The 22,490-nt window shown below is 55.7% G+C and carries 19 protein-coding genes and 1 rRNA gene; 14 read left to right on the top strand and 6 right to left on the bottom strand.

Annotated elements, in window-relative coordinates; genetic code table 11:
* Window positions 1-5: 5 nt before the first annotated feature.
* Genes DW082_RS06385 through DW082_RS06370 form a run of 4 tightly spaced genes read right to left on the bottom strand, consistent with a single transcriptional unit; the run spans window position 6 to window position 3,694 of the window.
* Window positions 6-770 carry a tetratricopeptide repeat protein gene (locus DW082_RS06385; RefSeq protein ID WP_118457879.1) on the bottom strand — a complete coding sequence of 255 codons (765 nt, stop codon included), beginning with the start codon at window positions 768-770 and terminating at the stop codon, window positions 6-8.
* Entirely contained in the window at window positions 767-1,777 is a 1,011-nt protein-coding gene (locus DW082_RS06380) for a hypothetical protein (RefSeq protein ID WP_101573467.1), read from the bottom strand. The genes DW082_RS06385 and DW082_RS06380 overlap by 4 nt, the downstream gene beginning before the upstream one ends.
* Window positions 1,778-1,800: 23 nt before the next feature.
* Entirely contained in the window at window positions 1,801-2,682 is an 882-nt protein-coding gene (locus DW082_RS06375; RefSeq protein WP_101573465.1) for a DUF58 domain-containing protein, read from the bottom strand.
* Window positions 2,683-2,695: 13 nt separating this feature from the next.
* Entirely contained in the window at window positions 2,696-3,694 is a 999-nt protein-coding gene (locus tag DW082_RS06370) for a MoxR family ATPase (protein ID WP_055203198.1), read from the bottom strand.
* Between the two features lie 246 nt (window positions 3,695-3,940).
* On the opposite strand from DW082_RS06370, the gene DW082_RS06365 reads away from it, so the two are divergent.
* The 12 genes from DW082_RS06365 to DW082_RS06315 all read left to right on the top strand — a co-directional run bounded on the left by DW082_RS06365 (window position 3,941) and on the right by DW082_RS06315 (window position 16,588).
* Complete coding sequence (locus DW082_RS06365) at window positions 3,941-6,430, top strand: ATP-dependent helicase (RefSeq protein WP_118457941.1); 2,490 nt, start codon at window positions 3,941-3,943, stop codon at window positions 6,428-6,430.
* A gap of 113 nt (window positions 6,431-6,543) precedes the next feature.
* The gene (locus DW082_RS06360; RefSeq protein WP_055203200.1) at window positions 6,544-6,915 is read left to right on the top strand and encodes a CidA/LrgA family protein; all 372 of its coding nucleotides are present in this window, start codon (window positions 6,544-6,546) and stop codon (window positions 6,913-6,915) included.
* Window positions 6,899-7,588 carry an LrgB family protein gene (locus tag DW082_RS06355; RefSeq protein ID WP_101573660.1) on the top strand — a complete coding sequence of 230 codons (690 nt, stop codon included), beginning with the start codon at window positions 6,899-6,901 and terminating at the stop codon, window positions 7,586-7,588. The genes DW082_RS06360 and DW082_RS06355 overlap by 17 nt, the downstream gene beginning before the upstream one ends.
* Window positions 7,589-7,646: 58 nt before the next feature.
* Complete coding sequence (gene nth, locus DW082_RS06350) at window positions 7,647-8,288, top strand: endonuclease III (RefSeq protein WP_055203202.1); 642 nt, start codon at window positions 7,647-7,649, stop codon at window positions 8,286-8,288.
* Window positions 8,289-8,397: 109 nt separating this feature from the next.
* Window positions 8,398-9,855, top strand: a complete 1,458-nt coding sequence (locus tag DW082_RS06345) for a S41 family peptidase (RefSeq protein ID WP_118457877.1) — start codon at window positions 8,398-8,400, stop codon at window positions 9,853-9,855.
* Between the two features lie 16 nt (window positions 9,856-9,871).
* Entirely contained in the window at window positions 9,872-10,897 is a 1,026-nt protein-coding gene (locus DW082_RS06340; RefSeq protein ID WP_055203206.1) for a bifunctional oligoribonuclease/PAP phosphatase NrnA, read from the top strand.
* A gap of 105 nt (window positions 10,898-11,002) precedes the next feature.
* A complete protein-coding gene (locus DW082_RS14495; protein ID WP_055203208.1) occupies window positions 11,003-11,251 on the top strand; it encodes a hypothetical protein in 249 nt (82 codons plus the stop codon).
* Between the two features lie 29 nt (window positions 11,252-11,280).
* The gene (locus tag DW082_RS06335; RefSeq protein WP_055203209.1) at window positions 11,281-11,826 is read left to right on the top strand and encodes a PH domain-containing protein; all 546 of its coding nucleotides are present in this window, start codon (window positions 11,281-11,283) and stop codon (window positions 11,824-11,826) included.
* Window positions 11,827-11,966: 140 nt separating this feature from the next.
* Window positions 11,967-14,210, top strand: a complete 2,244-nt coding sequence (locus DW082_RS06330) for an aconitate hydratase (RefSeq protein WP_101573459.1) — start codon at window positions 11,967-11,969, stop codon at window positions 14,208-14,210.
* 202 nt (window positions 14,211-14,412) lie between these two features.
* Window positions 14,413-14,775 carry a 50S ribosomal protein L19 gene (rplS, locus tag DW082_RS06325; protein WP_055203213.1) on the top strand — a complete coding sequence of 121 codons (363 nt, stop codon included), beginning with the start codon at window positions 14,413-14,415 and terminating at the stop codon, window positions 14,773-14,775.
* Between the two features lie 211 nt (window positions 14,776-14,986).
* Window positions 14,987-15,922: a sensor histidine kinase gene (locus DW082_RS06320; RefSeq protein WP_055203215.1), complete on the top strand. Its 936-nt coding sequence runs from the start codon at window positions 14,987-14,989 to the stop codon at window positions 15,920-15,922.
* Between the two features lie 12 nt (window positions 15,923-15,934).
* Window positions 15,935-16,588 (top strand): response regulator transcription factor, encoded by a 654-nt coding sequence (locus tag DW082_RS06315; protein ID WP_101573658.1) that lies wholly within the window; start codon window positions 15,935-15,937, stop codon window positions 16,586-16,588.
* On the opposite strand, the gene DW082_RS06310 is transcribed toward DW082_RS06315, so the two are convergent.
* A complete protein-coding gene (locus tag DW082_RS06310) occupies window positions 16,555-18,198 on the bottom strand; it encodes a hypothetical protein (protein ID WP_259335538.1) in 1,644 nt (547 codons plus the stop codon). The genes DW082_RS06315 and DW082_RS06310 overlap by 34 nt on opposite strands.
* 72 nt (window positions 18,199-18,270) lie before the next feature.
* Complete coding sequence (locus DW082_RS06305; RefSeq protein ID WP_125147128.1) at window positions 18,271-19,491, bottom strand: hypothetical protein; 1,221 nt, start codon at window positions 19,489-19,491, stop codon at window positions 18,271-18,273.
* Between the two features lie 326 nt (window positions 19,492-19,817).
* On the opposite strand from DW082_RS06305, the gene proS reads away from it, so the two are divergent.
* Window positions 19,818-21,302, top strand: a complete 1,485-nt coding sequence (proS, locus tag DW082_RS06295) for a proline--tRNA ligase (RefSeq protein WP_055203223.1) — start codon at window positions 19,818-19,820, stop codon at window positions 21,300-21,302.
* Between the two features lie 1,093 nt (window positions 21,303-22,395).
* A 16S ribosomal RNA gene (locus DW082_RS06290) occupies window positions 22,396-22,490 on the top strand; the annotation flags it as partial.

Raw genomic sequence — 22,490 nt, 5'->3', positions numbered from 1 at the left:
CGGCCCTACCAGTTTTTTCCCGAGTTTCCGACGGTCACCGCCTTCTTTTCGTCCACTTTCTTCTTTGTCTTGTCCTCGCTGCCCTGGACGGCGTCGAGCATCCGCTCGGCTTCTTCGCGGCTCATGCCCCCCTGCGGCGGTTGCTGTCCGCCGGACGGAGGCTGCTGATCCTGTTTGTCGGGATCGTTGCCGTTTTGATTATTATCCGGATTGTCTTTGTTTCGGTCTTTATCCGGATTTTGGTTCGGATCGTTTTTATCGTTTTTATTTTGGTCGTTCCGGTTGTCCTTGTTCTGGTCTTTGTTTTGATCGTTCTTGTTCTGATCGTTTTTGTCTTTGTCGAGCAGTTTTTTTGTGTAGGCGTAGTTGAACTTTGCTTCCATGTCGGCCGGATTCAACCGCAGCGAGTTTTTGTACGCTTCGAGGGCTTCCTGCAGTTTGCGCTGCTGGAACAGGGCGTTTCCCTGGTTGAAATAGGCCGAAGCCGCGTTGTCCAGACGGGCCGAGTCGGCAGCCAGTTGTTCGTTCAGTCCGGCCGCTTCGTCGTAACGTTTCTGTTTGTACAGCGCGTCGGCCAGGTTGAAGTTCGCTTCGTAGGAATCGGGCTGTTTTTCCAGCGCTTTGCGGTAGGAGATCTCGGCTTCGGAGTACTCCGCTTTCCCGTAAAATTTGTTGCCCGAACGGATGTCGCGGCGTTCGGGGTATTTCTGTCCCGCCGCCGTCCCGGCCGCCAATAGCAGCAGACAGGTTATGATCGTATGGCGTATCATGCGTCGTCCTCCTTCTTTTCCTCGGTTTTGATCGGTTCGATCTCGGCGGCGGGCTGTTCCACCTCGACCGCTTTGGTCTCTTCGATGAAATAGTAAGCGTCCGTGTAGACCGTTTCGTTCTGATCCGCATCCGGTGTGAATTTGGCGAATTTTACGAAATCGGCGGTGATCAGGATGTCTTTGAGCCGCTTGATCGATTTCTCCGGTAAGGATTCGCGGATCATCCTGTCCAAGATCTCTTGCGAAGTCATTTCCAGCGCTTTGACCGGGTAACGGGTGCTCAGGTATTCGCGCAGGATGTCGGTGATGCCGGTGTAATAGGCTTTTTGTTTCCCGCTTTGCCATAGTTTCTGCGAGTGCAGTTTTTCGAGCTGCCGGATCGCCGTTACGTGCGGCGGTTCGGCCGGGACGCGTTTGCCGCCGGACTGCCGTTTGCCGCGGAACCGTTTGACGAGCAGGAAGACGACCAGGGCGATCAGCGCGGCCCCGAGCAGACCCGTCAGCAAGTAGCCGCCGTATTCGCCGAACCGGACGGGAACTTCGAGCGGGAGCTTGACGTCGTGGATCGTCTGCGTGGCCGTGTCGACCGACAGCGTATTGACGAAAATCCGCAGCGAATCCATCGACCACAACGTGTCGATTATGTTTTTATTGATGTAAAGCACCGGGAACTTTCCGATACGGTAGTCGGCCTCTTCGAAACAGGTCAGCAAGTAGGATTTTTTCAGCGTAATCCGGCGTCCGTCGGTTTTCAACGTATCGACGGGTCCTTCGGCGAGTATTTCGATGTCGGTCGAATCGCCGCCCAGATGTCCTCTGTCGAAAACGGGGAATTCGACGACCTCCATCACGTCCTTGTCGACCTCGATGTCGAGCCGGAACTGGTCGCCGATCAACACCGAGTCGGCCGAGAACCGCGCCTCGACGGACGGCGTTTTCGGTTGTGCGGACAGCGAACCTGCGATCAGCAGCAGAGCTACGGTGAATATTTTTTTAACGTAAAACATACGGTTTGTCAGCTTGGCGCCGGTTACCGGCGTTTAAAGAGTTTCATCAATGACGTGACATAGTCTTCTCCCGTCGCGATCTTCACGTTGTCGACCCGGCAGCGTTTCAACGACGAATCGATCAGCGCGCTGGTCTGTTCCCAGTTACGGGCGTAGGCGTCGCGGACGGCGCGCGAAGCCGTGTCGACCCACACTTTTTCGCCCGTCTCGGCGTCTTTCAGTTCGAGGATTCCCACATCCGGAAGCTGCTGTTCGCGGCGGTCGTAGACCCGGATTCCGACCATGTCGTGTTTGCCGGAGGCGATTTTCAGCGCGTCTTCGAACCGGGCGTGACCGTCGGCCGTGTCCATGAAGTCGGACAGTACGAAGGCCGTCGAACGTTTTTTCAGGATATTGGTCAGGTAGCGCAGCCCTTCGGAAATGTCCGTGCCGTTATTCTCGGGCATGAAGCTGATCAACTCCTTGATGATCATCAACACGTGCGCGCGGCCCTTTTTCGGCGGGATGAACTTTTCGACGCGGTCGCTGAAGAAGATGCAGCCTACCTTGTCGTTGTTCTGCGCGGCGGAAAAGGCCAGCACGGCGGCGATCTCGGTGATCGTGTTTTTCTTGAGCTTTTCGGTCGTGCCGAACATGCGCGAACCGCTGACGTCGATCAACAGCATCATCGTCAGCTCGCGCTCTTCCTCGTAGATCTTGATGTGCGGCTGGCGGCTGCGGGCGGTGACGTTCCAGTCGATATCGCGGACGTCGTCGCCCACGCGGTATTCGCGCACTTCGCTGAAGGCCATACCGCGCCCTTTGAAAGCGCTGTGGTATTTGCCGGCGAAGATATCGTTGCTCAGCCCCCGCGTCTTGATCTCGATCCTGCGGACCTGTTTGAGAATATCGCTGCTGCTCTCCATGACGGTTTACGGACTAAGGTACTTCGACGTTGTTGAGGATTTCGGTGACGATCTCTTCGGTGGAGACGTTTTCGGCCTCAGCTTCGTAGGTCAGTCCGATACGGTGCCGCAGCACGTCGTGGCATACGGCGCGCACGTCCTCGGGGATCACGTAGCCGCGCCGCTTGATGAAGGCGTAGCTTTTGGCCGCCTTCGCCAGCGAAATGCTCGCGCGCGGCGAGCCGCCGTAGCTGATCAGCGAAGCGAGCCTCGCCATGTTGTATTCAGACGGTTCGCGCGTGGCGAAGATGATGTCTACGATGTATTTCTCGATTTTTTCGTCCATATAGACGTCGCTGACCACCTCGCGGGCTTTCAGAATGTCTTCCGGCGCGATGACCCGGTTCGGTTTGGGCAGCCCGCCGCCCAGCATGTTCAGTCGCATGATGTCGCGTTCTTCTTGTTTCTTCGGATAGGTGATCCGCGCTTTCAGCATGAAACGGTCGACCTGCGCTTCGGGCAACGGGTAGGTGCCTTCCTGTTCGAGCGGGTTCTGCGTGGCCAGTACGAGGAACGGTTCCGGCAGTTTGTAGGTCGTGTCCCCGATGGTAACCTGACGCTCCTGCATTGCTTCGAGCAGCGCGCTCTGCACTTTGGCCGGGGAGCGGTTGATTTCGTCGGCCAGGATGAAGTTGGCGAAGATCGGCCCCTTCTTCACCGAAAACTCTTCGGTCTTCTGGCTGTATATCAGCGTACCGATCAGGTCGGCCGGCAACAGGTCGGGGGTGAACTGGATGCGGCTGAAGTGGGCGTTCACGGCCTGCGCCAGCGTCGTGATGGCCAGCGTCTTGGCCAGTCCCGGGACGCCTTCCAACAGGATGTGGCCGTTCGACAGCAGGCCGATCAGCAGCGTGTCAACCAGGTGTTTCTGGCCGACGATCACCTTGCTCATCTCCAGGTTCAGCGTATCGACGAAGACGCTTTCGCGCTCGATCCGCTCGTTGAGTTCCTTGATATTGATTACTTCACTCATATCTTGAAAAATTACGTATAATCCGTATGCCGTTCTCTGTTTCGGGCATTGATTTAAACGATTGACACGCAAATTTATTGTAAAATTTTTAATTTATGCCCTCTTGTGCCAAATTTCAGACCGTTATCCGTTTCGGCGGTCGTTTGCGCGCCGTCCGCCGGAGGGATTTGCTCTCCGAAGGGACGTTTTTGCGAAAATTTCCGGATTCTAATGCTTACCTTTGCGGCGTTAATAATGTCGATCGTTGTGTCTGAATATATCCAAAAACTGAACGATGCGCAGCGCGAGGCCGTCGTCAACTTCCGGTGTCCGTCGCTGATCGTGGCCGGGGCCGGTTCCGGCAAAACCCGCGTGTTGACCTGCCGCATCGCCTATATGCTCGAACAGGGCGTAGCCCCCGATACGATCCTCGCGCTGACTTTCACGAACAAAGCGGCGGCCGAGATGCGCGAACGGATCGGGCAGTTGCTGTCGCCGCAGGCCACTCGCCGGATCTGGATGGGAACGTTCCACTCGCTGTTCTCGCGCATCCTGCGCGCCGAGGCCGACAAGCTGGGCTATCCCTCTTCCTACACGATCTACGACGCGTCGGACGCCCGCAACCTGGTCAAGCAGATCATCCGCGAGATGAATCTCAGCGACGAGACTTACAAGCCCGGCGATATCGCCGCCCGGATCTCGCTGGCGAAGAACAACCTGATCACGCCGGGCGCTTACGAGGCGAACGCTTCGCTGCAGGCCGAAGACCGGGAGCGCCGCCGACCGCAGTTCGTCGATATTTATAAACTCTACGTGCAGAAATGCAGGCAGAACGGGGCGATGGATTTCGACGACCTGCTGCTCAATACGAATATCCTGTTCAAAGATTTCCCGGATGTGCTGGCCCGCTACCAGGCGCAGTTCCGCTACATTCTGGTCGACGAGTATCAGGATACCAATTTCGCGCAGTACGTGATTATCAGGCGGTTGGCCGAGCAGCATTCGAACGTCTGCGTCGTCGGCGACGATGCGCAGAGCATCTACTCGTTTCGCGGAGCGAAGATCGAAAACATCCTGCGGTTCCGCAACGACTTTCCGGATGCGCGGATTTTCAAGCTCGAACAGAATTACCGTTCGACGCAGACGATCGTCGATGCGGCGAACAGCATCATCGAAAAAAATACGAAGCAGATCCGCAAACGCTCCTTCTCGACTGCCGAGCAGGGCGAAAAAATCAAGGTGATCAAGGCCTATACCGATAAGGAGGAGGCGATCCTGATTGCCGGCGACATCGCTTCGACGGTGCGAGAAAAGGATCTTTCTTACAGCGAGATAGCGATTCTGTACCGTACCAATGCGCAGTCGCGCTCGCTCGAGGAGTCGCTCCGCGGGCGAAACATTCCCTATAAAATCTACGGCGGCGTGTCGTTCTACCAACGCAAGGAGATCAAGGATTTGCTGGCTTACGTGCGCTTGGTCGTGAACCCGAAAGACGACGAGGCGTTCCGCCGGGTAATCAACACCCCGGCGCGCGGGATCGGCGACGTGACGGTGAACCGGATTGCGGCAGCCGCGGCGGAACGGAATCTGAGCCTGTGGGAAGCGGTCAGCACGCTTTCGTCGGACGATATGGAGATGAAAGGGGCCGCCGGTAAAAAAGTGACCGCTTTTGCGGGGATGATCGGCGAGTTGTCCGGTATGCGGGCCACGGCCGAAGCTTACGAGCTCGGTCTGGAAATCGCCGTCCGTTCCGGAATTATCGGAACCTACAAAATGCAGCAGACCCCGGAAGCGGTCAGCGCGCTGGAAAATATCGAAGAGCTGATCAACTCGGTCAGGGCCTATACCGACGAACAAAAGCGGATCGCGGCCGAATCGGGCGACGACGCGCAGGCGCGCGTGACGCTCGACGAATGGCTGCAAAACGTTGCGCTGCTGACCGATATGGACAACGAGAAGCCCGAAGAGCGCAATAAAGTGACGATGATGACGGTGCATGGCGCCAAAGGGCTTGAGTTCGAATACGTGTACGTGGCGGGACTGGAAGAGAACTTGTTCCCGAGCATGATGAGCCTCGGCAACGAGGAGGGGCTCGAAGAGGAGCGCCGGCTGTTTTACGTGGCGTTGACGCGGGCCAAACGGGGAGCGGTGCTCTCGTTCGCCGAGTCGCGTTTTAAATGGGGCGAAATGACTTTTTGCCGGCCCAGCCGTTTTCTCGGCGAGATCGACCCGAAGTTTCTCGACATCCAGTTCGACGCCGACGACCTGTCGGCGCCGGAAGGAGGGAACGACGCTCCGGTGCGGACGGCATACGGCGGCCGGGGCGGTTACCGGAAGCAGGAAGCCGGGCGCAAAGATTATACGGGGAACGCCCGGACGTATTATTCCGGCCGGGAGCAGTCCCGCGGGGAACGTTCGTCCGAACGTCCTGCGCAGGGAGGGTTTCGATATGCGGCGGCTTCTGTCCGGGAGATGTCGCCGGTCGTGCCCGACAGTCGTTTCCGCAGCGTGGGCAGCCGCCCGCAGGTCGAACCGGAGCAGCGGATTCCGTCCGCTCCCCGTCCGGCGGAAAGTGCCGGCTCGGGAGACGAGTTCGAGGTCGGAATGTTGGTGCGGCACGACAAATTCGGAACGGGACGCGTGACGCAGGTCGAAGAGTGGTCGGGCGACGTGAAAATTACGGTCGAGTTCGACGGAGCGGGACGGAAAACGCTGCTCCGGCGGTTCGCGAAGTTGACCCCGTTGCGGCGGGGGTGACGGGTCGCGTCCGGCCTGTGCCGGCCGTCGGACGGAATGGAATGGGTAAGGCGGATGAAAATCGACCGAAAGGTTTCGGCGTATTGTATTTTATTTATGACTAGTTCCTGAAAATGTACGGTATATTTCTGATTTTGTTGTTTTATCTGCTGGGATGCTTCGTCGCGGCCCTGATCGGGAATTTCGTTCCGGGCAGCGTGATCGGGATGATCCTGCTTTTCTGTGCGCTGTCGCTGAAGTGGGTGCGTCCGGGGCATGTGAAAAAGGTGTCGATGTTCCTACTCGACAACATGATGTTGTTCTTTATTCCGGTCGGCGTCGGACTGATCACGTCCTACACGTTGCTGAGCCGCTACATGCTGGCCATCATCGTGGCTTCGTTGGTCAGCACGGTGCTGGTGATCGCGGTGGTCGGGCTGGTGGAGCAGAAACTGGAGTCGAAAAAACGGTCTAAAAAAGAAGATGATGATAAAGGAGATCGCTGATTCGCAGGTGTTCCTGCTGACGCTGACCGTCGGCGTTTACATCGGCGCGATGTGGTTGCGCCGCAAGGTCAACTGGGCGCTGTTGCATCCGATTTTCGTTTCGATCGTCGTGCTGATCGCCTTTTTGCGGCTGAGCGGGATCGAATACGAGCATTACATGCGGCAGACGCAGGTGATCGATTTTCTGCTGGGATTGTCGGTCGTCGCGCTCGGGTATATCCTGCACGATCAGATTTACAACATCCGGGGGAACGTGATTTCGATCGTCGTGGCGATCCTGGTCGGCAGCGCCGTGGGGATCGTCAGCGTCGCGTTGATCGCCCGTTGGATGGGGGCCGAGCCTGCCGTAGTCGCTTCGCTCGAACCGAAGTCGGTTACGACGGCGATCGCGCTGTCGGTGTCGGCCAACTCGGGCGGGATTCCGGCCCTGACGTCCGTGGCGGTAATCGTGGTCGGCGTGTTCGGCGGCATCGTCGGGCCGTGGGTGCTCCGCCGGGTCGGCGTCGAAAGCCGGATCGCCAAAGGACTGGCGATGGGCGCGGCGGCTCATGCGCTCGGAACGGCCCGCGCGATGGAACTGGGGGCCGTCGAGGGGGCTATCAGCGGGTTGGCCATCGGGTTGATGGGGCTGGCTACGGCGATCCTCGTTCCGATCCTTGGAAAAATATTGTAACTTTGTCATTGTCATAGAATAATCTATCCGGTTTCGAACTATTTAAAATCGATTTGCCATGAGACTGACTGAACGATACGCCCGAATCCTGGAATGGTTTCAGCAGAATATGCCCGTCGCCGAGAGCGAATTGCGCTACAAAGACCCGTACCAATTGCTGGTGGCGGTCATCCTGTCGGCGCAGTGCACCGACAAACGGGTCAACATGACTACTCCGGCGCTGTTCGAGCGTTTCCCGACCCCGCAACGCATGGCCGAAGCGACGCCCGAGGAGATCTATCCTTATATCAAAAGTATTTCTTATCCGAACAACAAGGCGAAAAACCTGGCCGGCATGGCGCGGATGCTGGTGTCGGAGTTCGGCGGAGAGGTGCCGTCCGACCTCGATCAGTTGCAGCGATTGCCGGGCGTGGGGCGCAAGACGGCCAACGTGATCGGGATCGTCGTTTTCAACGAGGCCGTGATGCCGGTGGACACGCACGTGTTCCGGGTGTCCGACCGGTTGGGGCTGACCACGGGGGCCAAAACGCCGTTGCAGACCGAGCATCAGCTGACGGCGCATATTCCCCCCGAATTGCTCCCGATCGCGCACCACTGGCTGATCCTGCACGGGCGTTACGTATGCCTGGCCCGTAGACCCAAATGCGATCAGTGCGGCCTGACTCCGTGGTGTCGTTATTACGGGCGAAAGGAAAAGTGATTTTTTGCGACGATCTGCCGATAATTTACTATTTTTGTAAAATGCCGGATCAGGCCACCTTCGGGCGGTCGGCGTCCGGGGACGGAATTGTCGGATTAAAACCGGAGTTATGAACGGACTGAAAGGGTGGTTTGCCGTGCTGGCGGGTTTGGCGCTGATATCCTGTGCCAAAGGCCCTTCGGAAGGGGGAGCGTCCGATCCTGCTACGGATGCTGCCGCCAACCGCTGGATCTATTCGCAGATGATCCGGCAGTACCTCTATAACGATTATACGAAGACGATAACTCCCGATTACAACCAGTCGTGCGAAAACTTTTTCACCGGACTGTTGTCCTCGCGTCCGACCGACAACGACGGGAAACATACCGGGACGGATAACTATTTTTACTCGTCTATGGAACGTAGCGGAACGTCGAAAACGGCCGTTTCGGGCAAGGTTGCCACTTACGGGATCGAATACAAGTGCTATTATACCGACTATTCCAGAACGTATGTGGCGGCCCGGGTGCAGTTCGTGGTGAAGGGATCGCCCGCCGATAGAGCCGGAATACGGCGCGGGGACTGGATCTGTCTGGTCGACGGAAAACCGATCGGGTCGAACAACACGTCGGTACTGCGGCGGGGCGGAGCGGTCACACTGTGGGTGGAGCGGATGGAAAAAACGATGCAGGGCGGGTTCGAAATTTATCAAACCGTTTACGAGAAATCTGTTTCGATGGACGCCGCCGAAACGCTGGACGTCTCTCCGGTACTGACCGATACGCTGATCGTACGCGGTTCCCGGCGGATCGGTTATCTCGTATACAACGAATTCCTGTCGGAGCCTGCCGGGGCGTCGGACGGGCGGTACGACGAACAACTCAAAGCGGTATTCGCCGATTTCAAACGACAGCATATCAACGAACTGGTGCTGGATCTTCGTTATAACGGCGGCGGTTACGTCAATACCTGTCGGTTGCTGTGCAGCATGATCGCGCCGCAGAGCGCGCTGGGACAGGTTTTCTGCATCGAACGTTTCAACGACGACCTGCATGCGCTGTACGGCGAGACGGTGCTGCGGTTCCTGCCGGAAGGCGAGGTGGGCGGCTGCAACCTGAATCTCGCCCGGCTTTATGTGCTGACCGGCCCGTGGACGGCTTCGTCGAGCGAGTTGGTGATCAACAACCTGCGGCCGTATATGCCGGTGAAGGTGGTGGGAACGACGACGGAAGGAAAAAACGTAGGATCGTCGGAGATCCGGTCGAACGTTTACGGGATCGTTTTACGTCCGATTACCGGCCGGGCTTTCAACCGCGATTACGAATCGGATTACGCGGACGGTTTCGATCCCGATTTTCCGGCGGACGACGACGATAATCAGGATCAGATGCTCGAATTGGGCGATCCGGACGAGTTCGTATTGCAGTACGCCCTGGCGGACATAGCCGGGTCGCCGGTCGCCGCGACGTCGAAGGCGGACGACCTGCTGCGCGGGCCTTATACGCCGGCGGGCGAACCGCAGCCGGAAGGAAGGATACGGGGGATGATATTTACGGCTCCGGGAGGGACGGACGGGCCGTTCGATTAAAAAAAGAAAAATTTTTATGGTAATTACGGAACAGAAACTGGATCAACTGCGGGAGATATTGGGCGGCGCTCCCAAAAAAATGGCGCTTCTTTCACATACCAATCCGGACGGCGATACGATCGGCGCCGCGCTGGCGTGGCGCGCGTACCTCGAACGTCTGGGGCATACGACGCGCTGCATCGCGCCGAACCGGTACCCTTATTTTCTCGAATGGATGACCGATATCGGGTATATCGGGGTTTTCAAGGAGGATGCGGACGGGGAGATGGCGAAGTTCATCGGCGAGGCGGACGTGATCTTTTGCATGGATTTCAATCAGATCAACCGGCTCGACCGGGTGACCGATACGGCGACGGCCAATACGACGGCCCAGCGCGTACTGATCGACCATCACCTGCATCCGCCGGTGGACGGTTATACGGTGCAGTTTTCCGATACGCACTCCTGTTCGACTTCCTATATCGTCTATCAGCTGATCGAGGCGCTGGCCGGAACCGATGCGATCGACCAGGCGATGGCCGAGGCGCTGTATGTCGGCATCATGACCGATACCGGCAATTTCAGTTTCAGCAACCTGACTTCCGATCTGTTCCGGGCCGTAGCGGTGCTGATCGACCGCGGAGTGAACGTGCCGTACGTCAACAGCAGCGTGTACGACAATTTTTCGGAGGGACGGATGCGGCTGCTCGGGTACATGCTGAACGACAAGATGGTGACCGACTATCGGTACGGCGTGGCGTACGTGTCCCTGACCGAGGAGGAGATGCGGCGCTTCAACTTCATACAGGGCGATAGCGAGGGGTTCGTCAATTATCCGCTGTCGATCCGGGGTATCCGCATGTCGGCGATGTTTATCCAGACGAAGCACAGCATCCGGGTGTCGCTCCGTTCGCGGGGCAGCGACGTGGACGTCAACGTGTTCGCGCGCCGTTATTTCGACGGCGGGGGACACCGTAACGCCGCCGGCGGCAAATCGTACGTGTCGATGGACGAAACGCTGAAAAATTTCCATACGTATCTTAAGGAGTATTTCGGGGCGTAGTTTTTTCGTCGGAAAATCGTTTTTTCACATTTGATGTAAAATAAGATCGTCGCCGGAAACGTTCGTAAAACGTATTGGATCGATGACCGAAATAGGTGATTCGTTATGAAAGTGGTTCTGAATTTTCTTTTGTACGCCGCGCTTTTTTTCGTCGTGATTTTCGCGATTACGTACGGGGCGGAAACATGGGCGTTCCACAGCGGCAAGAACATGCAGTCGATGCTGGTCGAATCCGGCGTGGCTGCGGCCGTTTTCGCCGTTTTCCTATGTATGGTAGCCGGCCGGGCCGAACGGGAGAAAGAGCGCAACGACAAAAAAAGGGAGGAACGCAGAAACGCGGCCGGGAAAGGATAATCGCCAGCCGTCTTAGGGAGGAAGTACCGATGGAAAAAAAATATAAATACCGCTACGACCGGCGCTGCCGGCGGATTACGGCGGCCCTGTTGTTGATTCTCGCCGGGCTGTTCGTTTGGTTTCATTTCGTCCTGGGAGGCGATTACCTGCCGGCCTGGGGACTCTTTTTCGTCGTCTGCATCATCACGCTGTACATCCTGTCCATTCCGCGTTACATCCTGCTGGACGACGCGGCGCTCGAGATCCATTGCATCGTCGACCTGACGCGGATTCACATCGAGGATATCGAACTGATCCGGCGGATCGAACGCAGCGAATTCCGCCGGCTGTGGCCGTTGCTCGGCAGCTACGGGTTCTGGGGATATTACGGCTACTATTTCAGCTTCCGGGAGTGGACGCTGTACAAGGTCTATGCGGCGGAGCGGAACAACCTGGTGCTGATCGAGGATATTTACGAGGATACCTACATCGTCAGTTGCGACGACCCGGATGGGCTGATCGCTTTCGTTTCGGAAGCCCGCGACCGGAAACGGGCCGAGATACTCAGGCACACGGCCGGGCAGATCGCGAAATGACCGTTCCGCAGAGCCGATAAATCCGTCGGGAGCGGGGACTCTTTTTGATAAATTGATTATCTTTGCAAAACGGGAGAATTTCCGTTTTGCGTTTTTATGCCCGTATCGAAAAGCAGGGTAATTTAATAAATATAGAGAAAATGGTATTTGACATTGAGTTGATTCGGAAAGTTTACGGCTCGTTCGCCGCCAGGGTGGAGCAGGCCCGGAAAGTGAAAGGAACGTCGCTGACGCTGGCGGAGAAAATCCTCTATGCGCACCTGTACGATGCGTCGGATGCGAAAGCGTTCCGCAGAGGGGTCGATTACGTGAATTTCCGTCCGGATCGCGTGGCGATGCAGGATGCCACGGCGCAGATGGCGCTGTTGCAGTTTATGAACGCCGGCCGCGACCGTTCGGCCGTTCCGGCGTCGGTGCACTGCGACCACCTGATTCAGGCCGACCGGGGGGCCGCTTCCGATGTGTCTACCGCCAACGATTCGAACCGCGAGGTGTACGATTTTCTCAAAAGCGTGGCCAATCGCTACGGGCTCGGTTTCTGGAAAGCCGGGGCCGGTATCATTCATCAGGTCGTGTTGGAAAACTACGCTTTTCCGGGCGGCATGATGATCGGGACGGATTCGCATACGCCGAACGCCGGCGGGCTCGGCATGGTAGCTATCGGCGTCGGCGGGGCCGATGCGGTGGACGTGATGGCAGGGATGCCGTGGGAGCTGAAAATGCCGAAGATCATCGGCGTGAAACTGACCGGGCGGCTCAGCGGCTGGGCTTCGCCGAAAGACGTGATCCTGAAACTGGCCGGGATACTGACCGTCAAGGGCGGAACCAATGCGATTCTGGAATATTTCGGCGACGGGGCGGCTTCGCTGTCTGCGACCGGCAAGGCGACGATCTGCAATATGGGCGCCGAGGTGGGGGCCACCACTTCGCTGTTCGCCTATGACGAGTCGATGGCGCGCTACCTGCGCGCTACCGGACGCGAAGAAGTGGCCGCGCTGGCCGACGGCATAGCCGGTTCGCTGCGCGCCGACGCCGAAACGGCCGCCGAGCCGGAAAAATATTACGACCGGGTGATCGAAATCGACCTGTCGTCGTTGGAACCCTATATCAACGGGCCTTTTACGCCCGATGCCGCGCATACGATCTCCGAATTCGGCGCCTGGGTGCGCGAAAAAGGGATCCCGCAGCGGATGGAAGTCGGCTTGATCGGATCGTGTACGAACTCTTCGTACCAGGATCTGAGCCGCGCCGCTTCGGTGGCGCGTCAAGCGGCCGCCAAAAAGCTGGAGACGAAAGCGAAGCTGCTGATCAATCCGGGTTCGGAGCAGGTGCGCTATACGGCCGAACGCGACGGAATCTTGCAGTCGCTGCTTGAGGCGGGCGGCACCGTGATGGCCAATGCTTGCGGTCCGTGCATCGGGCAGTGGGCGCGGCACGAGCCGGACAACACGCGTCCGAACTCGATCGTGACGTCGTTCAACCGGAACTTTGCGAAGCGGGCCGACGGCAATCCGAATACGCACGCTTTCGTGGCTTCGCCCGAACTGGTGATGGCGCTGACCATCGCCGGCGACCTGACGTTCAATCCGATGAAGGACACGCTGCAAAATGCTGCCGGACAGTCCGTGATGCTCGACGAACCGAAAGGGGACGAGTTGCCCGCCTCCGGGTTCGACGTGAAAGACAACGGGTACGTCGCGCCCGATCCGCACGCTTCCGGCGAGGTGGCGATCGCCGCCGGTTCGAATCGTCTGCAACGGCTGGAGCCTTTTGCCGCGTGGGACGGGAACGACTTTACCGATTTGCGGCTGCTGATCAAGGCGTCCGGCAAGTGCACGACCGACCATATCTCGATGGCGGGGCCGTGGCTGCGCTTCCGGGGACACCTCGAAAACATTTCGGACAACCTGCTGATGGGAGCCGTCAATAAATTCAACGGACAGACCAATTCGGTGCTCAATACGCTGGACGGCAGTTACGACGGCGTGTCGTCTGTGGCCAAAAAGTATAAGGCGAAGGGGATCGGTTCGATCGTCGTGGCCGAGGAGAACTACGGCGAGGGATCGTCGCGCGAACATGCCGCGCTCGAACCGCGCTTCCTGAATGTGAAGGTCGTGCTTGTCAAGTCGTTCGCGCGAATCCATGAAACGAACCTGAAAAAACAGGGTATGCTGGCGCTGACGTTCGCCGATCCGGCCGATTACGACCGCATCCGCGAGGACGACCGGATCGAAGTGACCGGCCTGAAAACGTTTGCGCCGGGCAGCCGGATGACCGTTACGCTGCGCCACAGCGACGGAACGTCCGAGTCGTTCGAAGCCAATCATACTTACAACGAACAGCAAATCAAGTGGTTCAAGGCGGGAGCCGCATTGAACTGCTAACGAATTGCAGCGGTATTTTCCGGCCGGACGGCGCGGATCGTCCGTCCGGAATTCCCTGAAAGTTCGAAAATATCACGGGTTTCGAGTGCAAAATATTGTTTTTTCAACGGAAAGCGTTATCTTTGCCCTCCCAAAGTGCAGGAATCTCTTGCGAGGACGTAGGGGCCCGCAATATTCCCACTATAAATTTAATTGAAAAGAGATGGATAATTTAATCAAGATCGCCCAGGATTCGATGTGGGTGAAGCCGGAAGTTCCCTCGTTCAAAAGCGGCGACACGATTACCGTGACCTACAAGATTGTCGAGGGTAACAAGGAACGTCTCCAGAGTTTCCGCGGCACGGTCATTCAGATCAAGGGCAGCGGTATTACGAAGATGTTCACGATTCGTAAAATTTCGGACGGTATTGGCGTGGAACGTATTTTCCCGGTTTACTCGCCGCATATCGACCGTATCGAGGTGAATAAAGTGGGTGTCGTTCGCCGTGCGCGTATTTACTACCTGCGCGAACTGACCGGTAAAAAAGCCCGTATCAAAGAGAAGAAAAGAGTGGTGGCCAAATAGTCCGGATAGCTTTTCGGATACGAAAGATTCTATACGACGGGGAACCAGCAGGCTGGTTCCCCGTTTTGTCGTTCCCGTCCCCGCCGGGCGGATAGTTGTTTTCGGCAGCCGGGACAGGACGCTTCGCCAGCGGCGGGGACGGTTAATCTGAAAATTTTGTATATTTACAAAATATTCGAACTCCGTTCCACTGTTAAACGGCTATTCTGCAATGGTTAAAGAGATACTGCTGATCATATCCGTCATCCTGCAAATCATTGCGGCGATCGTCGCTATCGGGCTGACGCGCCGTACCAAATACAACCTGTCGTGGATGTTGTTTACGGTCGCGCTGACCTGCATGGCGTTTCTGCGTCTCGGGGAGTACGTTCAGATCACCGATCTGAAGGAGTGGCGGTTGCCGTCGGAGTTCTTTATCTGGACAGGGATCGTTACTTCGCTCTGTTTCGCGGTCGGGATGCTCCTGGTGCAGAAAATTTTCAATTACATCGCCCGTGCCGAGCGTCAGCGGCGGATCAGCGAACGGCGGATACTGAACACCGTGTTGCGTACCGAGGAAAAAGAACGGCAGCGTTTTTCGAAAGATCTGCACGACGGATTGGGGCCGTTGCTTTCGTCCGCAAAGATGTCTATTTCGGCGCTTTCGTCCGGCGATACGGATGAACGCAACCGCGAGATACTGCGCAATGCCAACTACGTGATCGACGAAGCGATCCGCAGCCTGCGCGAGATCTCGGTCAATCTCAGCCCGCATATCCTGAACGATTTCGGGTTATCGCGGGCGATCTCGAATTTCATCAATAGGCTGCCGCGCGGCGCGATGCGGATCAATTTTTCGACGAACCTGCGGACGGAACGTTTCGATATGGATATCGAAGTGATCCTGTACCGGATCGTGTGCGAGTTGATTAACAACAGCCTGAAACACTCCGGGGCCTCGGTCGCTACCGTTTCGCTGGTTTACGCCGACGGCGTGCTGCGGCTCGATTACCGCGATAACGGATGCGGGTTCGACGTAGCGAAGGTCGAACAGAAAGGAATGGGAATCGCTAACATTCAGTCTCGGGTCAGTTCGCTGAAAGGCGATTTCGCGTTGAAAAGCACGCCCGGCCGCGGAATGAATGCGGTGGTCGAGGTGCATGTGTAAAAAAGGACGGTTATGGAAAGAACTTGTAAAATAGTGTTGGCGGACGATCATACGCTGTTCCGCAACGGACTCAAGACGTTGTTGTCGGGCATCCGGAATTTCGAAGTGACCGGGGAGGCTTCCGACGGTTGCGAGTTGCTCGAACTGCTGGGGCGCGAAACTCCGGACGTCGTGCTGTTGGATATCGAGATGCCGAAAATGAACGGCATTGTGGCCGCCGAAGAAGCGCTGAAACGTTGGCCCGACCTGCGGATTATCACGCTCTCGATGTACGGCGACGAGGATTACTATTTCAAAATGGTGTCGCTCGGCGTGAAAGGTTTTATTCTGAAAAATTCAGAAATCAAGGACGTCGTAGCCGCGATCGAAACGGTGGTCGACGGAGGAAGTTTTTTCTCGCAGGAGCTGTTGTTCAATCTGGTAAGCAACCTCAAATCGACTCCGTCGTCGGTGCCGGAGGATAGTCCCGAACAGCTTTCGCAACGCGAGTCGGAGATCCTGCTGCACATCTGCCGCGGCGAGTCGAACAACGAGATCGCCGATGCGCTGTTTATTTCGAAACGCACTGTCGATAAGCATCGGTCGAATATCCTGGCTAAAACCGGATGCCGGAATACGGCGAACCTGGTCGTCTATGCGATCAAGCACAACCTGGTGGAGATATGAAACGAAACACTCCCGGAACGCGTTACGAACGGTTCCGGGAGTGTCGTATAACGGGGACGGCGTTTAGAACTTGAGTCCCGCCGACAGGGTGATCGTGTTGCGGTTCTGCTTGGTATCGACGGCTCCCGACTGGATGGTGTATTTATCTTTATCGTCGTAGAAATAGAACATCTGGTAGGGAGCGTATTTGTACGCGGTGTAAATATAGGTCGCGTCCAGGTAGAAATTTTGGAAACGGAATCCCAAGCCGGCCGAATAGTTCTCGTAAGAACGGACGTTCGCCTGGTTGATGAAGGCGTCCTTCGTCCGGATGCACTCCCCGTAATTGGCATAGCGACCCGCACGTAGAAGTTTTTTAGCGGAGTCGCCTCGACGCCCACCCGGAAGTTGTTCGCCGGCTGAAAGAACGACTTGATGTCCTGGTTGAGATCCTGTTCGAATTCCCAGTTGTTTCCGTTCATGTTTCGAATCTTCATGTTGTTGTACCATACCCGTTCGTAATCGGCCGTGATCAGCCCTACGCCCGGGAGCGTGAACGAAATACCCGTGAGCAGCCGCGTGGGGGTGTTGATGTTGTACTGGTTGGGGGCGTACGGGCTCTCCTGCCAGTTTTGCTGGGTGTTGAATTCCGCCGACATGTATTCGGTGTACTCCTCGTTCATGCTGACGTAGGTCGGCGTATGGACGGCCACGCCGATCCGCAGGTTGTCGACCGGACGGAGGATGGCCCCGAACTTGAAATTCACGCCGGTGCCGTCCTGACGCAGCGTCCGGATGTAATTCAGGCGATTCAGCGGCAGCGTATTGTTGCTGTAAGTTTCGCTGTAATTGTTTTCGTTCCGGAAGTAAATATCCTGAATCCCGACCGTAAATCCGAGGTAGAGGATATTCTGGAAGTTGAATCCGCCGGAGATGTCGTATTCGCCGATACTTCCCTTGTTGATGTTGTACAGCGACGGGTTGATCCGCGCGTCTTTCGAAAGGTTGTTCCACGGGGCGTAATAGTTGTCGCCTACCGGGTCGAGCACATAGGTGTTGTAGGCCAGAATTCCACCCCATTGTCCGATAGCGAGGCTCTGGAACGGACTGATCGGGTCTTCGGGAGTCATTCGCAGCGTCGATTCGCTGACTCCGCGGATATCTTCCGCGAATACTTCGGTCATCGACTGTCCGATCCCTTGTCCGTAAGCCGCCGACGTGGTATTGAAATCGGCCAGTTTCGTATAACCTACGCCCAGCGTGAAGCTGGTCAGCGCGCCTGTTCCCTGGTAGAGGTTCAGCGCTGCCCCGACATTGCCCAGCGAAAACCGGGTGCGCGAATAGTCGTTGCTCCGTCCCTGAAAGCCGCTTTCCATGTTACTCCAGGTCAGCGACGGCGATATGCCGACTTCCGATCCCCGGTAGATTCCCAGACCTGCCGGATTGATGTTCATCGAAGAGAGATCCGCGCCGAGCGATGTGAAAGCTCCGCCGAGCGCCGCGCTGCGTGCCGTTCCGAATGAATAGTTGTACTGAGATAGATTCAGTAGGTCGCCCGGAGTCTGGGCGGTCGCCGTTGCGAACGGAAGCGCCGCGATGACGCATAGCGTGACGAATTTGTTTTTTTTCATAATTCGTTCTTTGATTAATTCGATGTTGAGTTTCGTGTTCGAGGTTTGTCGTTGCCGGAAGCCGGCCGAAGATTATCTCCGATAGCTTGCGCCGCCGCCCGACGATTGTCCGCCGCCGGTGTATCCTCCTCCTCCGCCCCGGTAGCCGGACCCGGTGCTCGGCGAGTAGCTGCTGCCCGAAGAGGGAGCGGTGCTTCCGCGCCGGTACGACGATCCCGAATTGTTGTTAACCGACGGGCTTACGGTGGTAGTCGGCCCCGATGCGGTTCCGCCGCGCCGGTAGGACGAACTGCCCGAAGACGTTCCCGAACCGGTGCTGCCGATCGAACTGCCGCTCGAGGTCGTACCGCCCCGGCGGTACGACGAGCCGCCGTTCAGCGACGAGCCGGTAGTCGTTCCGGGCCGGTAGGTCGATGAAGTGGTTCCTCCCCGGCGGTAGCTGGGTCCCGACGACCCCCGCCCTGCGGAAGATACCGTGCCGCCCGTTCCGGTTCTCGGACGGTTCCAAACCGTGTTCTTATTATTGTATTTAGGGTAATAATCGTATCCCCAGTGATGATGCGGGCCGTACCATCCTCCGTAATAGGGCGGATACCAGCCGCCGTACCATCCTCCGTACCAGCCGTTCCAACTGTTCCATCCCCAATTCCATCCCCAGTTCCAACTGTTATAAGGGTAGTATCCCGAATACCAACTCCACGACGGGCTCCATCCCCACCACCACGGGCTGCTCCAGTTCCATGCGGGGGAGCTCCATCCCCACAGTCCGAGATTGATGTTTACGTTGGCTGTTCCCCAGTCGCCGTACAAGGAGGGGGCGTATTTGGGTTCTACGAGCACTTGGTCGCCGAGGACCGTCACGTCGTAATAGGCCGGATCGTAGGCGGAGGCATAGCGTCCCGAGGTGTTGGCATTTTCGTTTTGGACGTCGCTCTGCCTGTCGTCGCTCAGCGAACCGAGACTTTTCAGACGGCTTGCGTAAGAATCTCCGCCGTAACCGCCCGCGATCAAGCTGCTGCGCGATTCGTCCTCTTGTCGGTCGTTCAGTTCGGATACGGCCCGGGCCACTTCCTCGCGGCGGGCCCGTTCGGCCTCTTCCGCGGCGCGCTGCGCTTCCTGCTGCCGGATGAGACGCTGCTGCTTCTCGGCGGCGATCGCTTTCCGGTTGTGCGTTACGTATAAATCGTCGGTGGCAGCGGATGAAGTGCTCGAATAGACGGTTGCACTGCATCCTCCCAGCAGCGTGGCAACGACCACGCTGCCCAATACGGTTATTAATTTTCGGCTTTTCATGGCACTCTATTTTTTCTGTTTCGCGGAATGGCGGCCTTTTCGCCGCCGCCGCATTCCATCATATATAGGTATAACGAAAATTATACCCGAAAGTTATTGCTCCGGAAATAAATTTCACGGTTCCGGAGGGCGCGCGCGCCGTTTTAAAGAATGCATCTGCGCCCTCCGAACGTTGCGTGGCGCGGGTCGAATGTTTTTCCTTTTTCCAGGGAAAAACCGATCCAGCCTCGTTGCCAAAGATATTCAATTTTTACGATTTTTGGAAAAATACTATACCTTTGTAAATTCACAAACCGAAGTATTTTAAGACTGAAAAGTAGTTTGATATGGCAAAAGAGCTGAAAGAGTTGACATCACGGGACGAAAACTATTCGCAGTGGTATAACGATCTGGTGGTAAAAGCGGGACTGGCCGAGAATTCGGCAGTTCGCGGATGTATGGTGATCAAACCGTACGGTTATGCGATCTGGGAAAAGATGCAGCGTGCGCTGGATCAGATGTTCAAAGATACCGGGCATGAAAACGCTTATTTCCCGCTGTTTATCCCGAAGTCGTTTTTCAGCAAGGAGGCGCATCATGTCGAGGGGTTTGCCAAGGAGTGCGCCGTGGTGACCCATTACCGGCTGAAAAACGATCCCGACGGCAAGGGCGTGATCGTCGATCCCGATGCCAGGCTCGAGGAGGAGCTGATCGTCCGCCCGACCTCCGAGACCATTATCTGGAATACCTATAAAAATTGGATTCAGTCGTACCGCGACCTGCCGATTCTTTGCAACCAGTGGGCTAACGTGGTGCGTTGGGAGATGCGTACGCGCCTGTTCCTGCGGACGGCCGAGTTCCTGTGGCAGGAGGGGCATACGGCGCACGAAACCCGGGAGGAAGCGATGGCCGAAGCGAAAAAAATGATCGGCGTCTACAAGGAATTTGCCGAAAAGTGGATGGGGCTGCCGGTGATCGTGGGGCACAAGAGCGACAGCGAACGTTTCGCCGGGGCCGACGACACGCTGACGATCGAGGCGCTGATGCAGGACGGGAAAGCGCTGCAAAGCGGAACGTCGCATTTTCTCGGACAGAATTTCGCAAAAGCGTTCGACGTGCAGTTTACCAATAAGGAGGGTAAGCTCGATTATGTGTGGGCGACCTCGTGGGGCGTTTCGACCCGTTTGATGGGGGCCCTGATCATGGCGCACTCCGACAATAACGGGCTCGTGCTGCCGCCGAAGTTGGCTCCGATACAGGTCGTGATGATCCCTATTTACAAAGGCTCCGAAGAGCTGGCGCAGATATTGGCCCGGCTGGACGAGATTGCCGCCGAACTGAAAAAACGGGGAATCAGCGTTAAAATCGATGCGCGGGACAATGTCCGCACCGGTTTCAAATTCGCGGAATACGAGTTGAAAGGCGTACCCGTTCGCCTGGCGATGGGGCCGCGCGACTTTGCCGGCGGTACGATCGAACTGGTTCGCCGCGATACGCTCGAAAAAGCGACCGTTCCGCAACAAGGGCTGGAAGATGCCGTCGAACGGCTTCTCGGCGAGATACAGCAGAATATTTATGATAAAGCGCTGAAATTCCGCGACGGTATGATTACGCGGGTCGACACGTACGACGAGTTCAAACGGGTGCTCGACGACAAAGGCGGCTTTATCCTGGCCCATTGGGACGGCTCGCCCGAAACGGAAGAGCGCATCAAGAACGAGACGAAAGCGACGATCCGGTGCATTCCGGTCGACGCCCCCGCCGAAGAGGGAGTCTGCATCGTCAGCGGAAAGCCTTCGCACCGCCGCGTCCTTTTTGCCAGGAGTTATTGATGTTTCTCTCTTTTAGATGAATAAGGCCTCTGTTTTTACAGAGGCCTTATTCATGGATGAGGGAATAATTGTTGTTTCAATGAAGATTCCTTAAATGTTCTTTTGGGTGCAGTGCAACGGTTTGTCAATTGTTTTGGTCAACTGTAAAGAAACGGTCGAGAATTCCCTGCAAGTAAAGACTGGTGACCGATGGAAGTGCTTTTTCTGGAATGAAAACAGCACTCATTGTCATATCCGGATTAAGAACAAAACAATAGGGTGTATTTAATTCGTCTAATTTGGATACTTCCGTTATGCTGTAACAAGGCCATCTTTCGATATTGTAGGATCTGCTGTTTTTCTTGAACAAGTGAAAATCCGGATATTCAGTCATGATAACGGGTGTTATACCGTATTTCTTTGCAAAACTTATCATTCGACTAAATGCAAATGTTATAAATATTGTAAAGGTAATAGTTCGATTAATATAATGTCTATATATACCTTAAATACTAAAAGAGCGAAGTTGCCTATTTGATTTGTATTGCCAGATGTTTGATCGATTCCGATTAAGTATTTATCGGTTGGAGATTGAATATTCCAATGATCTCTATTGACGATTCGCTTTAAAAGAATGCAGACCTTTGAGAAAGAATGAAATTTAAAAAAGATGAATATTTGAAGGATTGATAATTGTAGTTAATATACAATAATACAGATTTTTATATGTATTGAAATGGACGGATGAGATGAATGCATGAATAAAAAAAACAAAAAAAGATCGGATAAAATTTGCAGGATAAAAAAAAGTCTCTACATTTGCACCCGCTAAACGAAAGTAAAGCAGTTCTTTCAAAAGGTTGTCGAAAATAAAATTTGCAAATTTTGCAAAGAAACATTTGGAAATTTAAAAATCCGCCGTATTTTTGCAGTCCGATTCGCTCTTAAAATCAGAGCGATTTTTTTAGCGGTCTTTGCGAACTTTTCGCAACATGAAACAGGTTCTTTGAATTATTGGTAATATTTGAGAAAAACAAGTAAATGTAGTATTTATCAATTCCTAAATTATTTCAGGAAATTCAAGTAGTCAGGACTCTAATGATTTAAATTTTTTACAATGGAGAGTTTGATCCTGGCTCAGGATAAACGCTAGCGGCAGGCCTAACACATGCAAGTCGAGGGGCAGCGGAAGAAGTAGCTGCTACTTCT

It is taken from the genome of Alistipes sp. AF48-12 (assembly GCF_003477565.1).
In the GTDB taxonomy this organism is placed as follows: domain Bacteria; phylum Bacteroidota; class Bacteroidia; order Bacteroidales; family Rikenellaceae; genus Alistipes_A; species Alistipes_A hominis.
Note: the sequence above shows the minus strand (reverse complement) of the source record. Positions and strands in the feature narration are given on the sequence as shown.

Bases quoted from the DNA above. Each gene is read 5' to 3' on its own strand.
- DW082_RS06375 (WP_101573465.1), bottom strand. From the start codon at position 2,682: ATGGAGAGCAGCAGCGATATTCTCAAACAGGTCCGCAGGATCGAGATC.
- DW082_RS06370 (WP_055203198.1), bottom strand. From the start codon at position 3,694: ATGAGTGAAGTAATCAATATCAAGGAACTCAACGAGCGGATCGAGCGC.
- DW082_RS06305 (WP_125147128.1), bottom strand. From the start codon at position 19,491: ATGAAAAGCCGAAAATTAATAACCGTATTGGGCAGCGTGGTCGTTGCC.
- DW082_RS06315 (WP_101573658.1), top strand. From the start codon at position 15,935: ATGGAAAGAACTTGTAAAATAGTGTTGGCGGACGATCATACGCTGTTC.
- DW082_RS06345 (WP_118457877.1), top strand. From the start codon at position 8,398: ATGAACGGACTGAAAGGGTGGTTTGCCGTGCTGGCGGGTTTGGCGCTG.
- DW082_RS06360 (WP_055203200.1), top strand. From the start codon at position 6,544: ATGTACGGTATATTTCTGATTTTGTTGTTTTATCTGCTGGGATGCTTC.
- DW082_RS06335 (WP_055203209.1), top strand. From the start codon at position 11,281: ATGGAAAAAAAATATAAATACCGCTACGACCGGCGCTGCCGGCGGATT.
- DW082_RS06310 (WP_259335538.1), bottom strand. From the start codon at position 18,198: ATGAAAAAAAACAAATTCGTCACGCTATGCGTCATCGCGGCGCTTCCG.
- rplS (WP_055203213.1), top strand. From the start codon at position 14,413: ATGGATAATTTAATCAAGATCGCCCAGGATTCGATGTGGGTGAAGCCG.
- DW082_RS06340 (WP_055203206.1), top strand. From the start codon at position 9,872: ATGGTAATTACGGAACAGAAACTGGATCAACTGCGGGAGATATTGGGC.
- DW082_RS06380 (WP_101573467.1), bottom strand. From the start codon at position 1,777: ATGTTTTACGTTAAAAAAATATTCACCGTAGCTCTGCTGCTGATCGCA.
- DW082_RS06330 (WP_101573459.1), top strand. From the start codon at position 11,967: ATGGTATTTGACATTGAGTTGATTCGGAAAGTTTACGGCTCGTTCGCC.
- nth (WP_055203202.1), top strand. From the start codon at position 7,647: ATGAGACTGACTGAACGATACGCCCGAATCCTGGAATGGTTTCAGCAG.
- DW082_RS06320 (WP_055203215.1), top strand. From the start codon at position 14,987: ATGGTTAAAGAGATACTGCTGATCATATCCGTCATCCTGCAAATCATT.
- DW082_RS14495 (WP_055203208.1), top strand. From the start codon at position 11,003: ATGAAAGTGGTTCTGAATTTTCTTTTGTACGCCGCGCTTTTTTTCGTC.
- proS (WP_055203223.1), top strand. From the start codon at position 19,818: ATGGCAAAAGAGCTGAAAGAGTTGACATCACGGGACGAAAACTATTCG.
- DW082_RS06385 (WP_118457879.1), bottom strand. From the start codon at position 770: ATGATACGCCATACGATCATAACCTGTCTGCTGCTATTGGCGGCCGGG.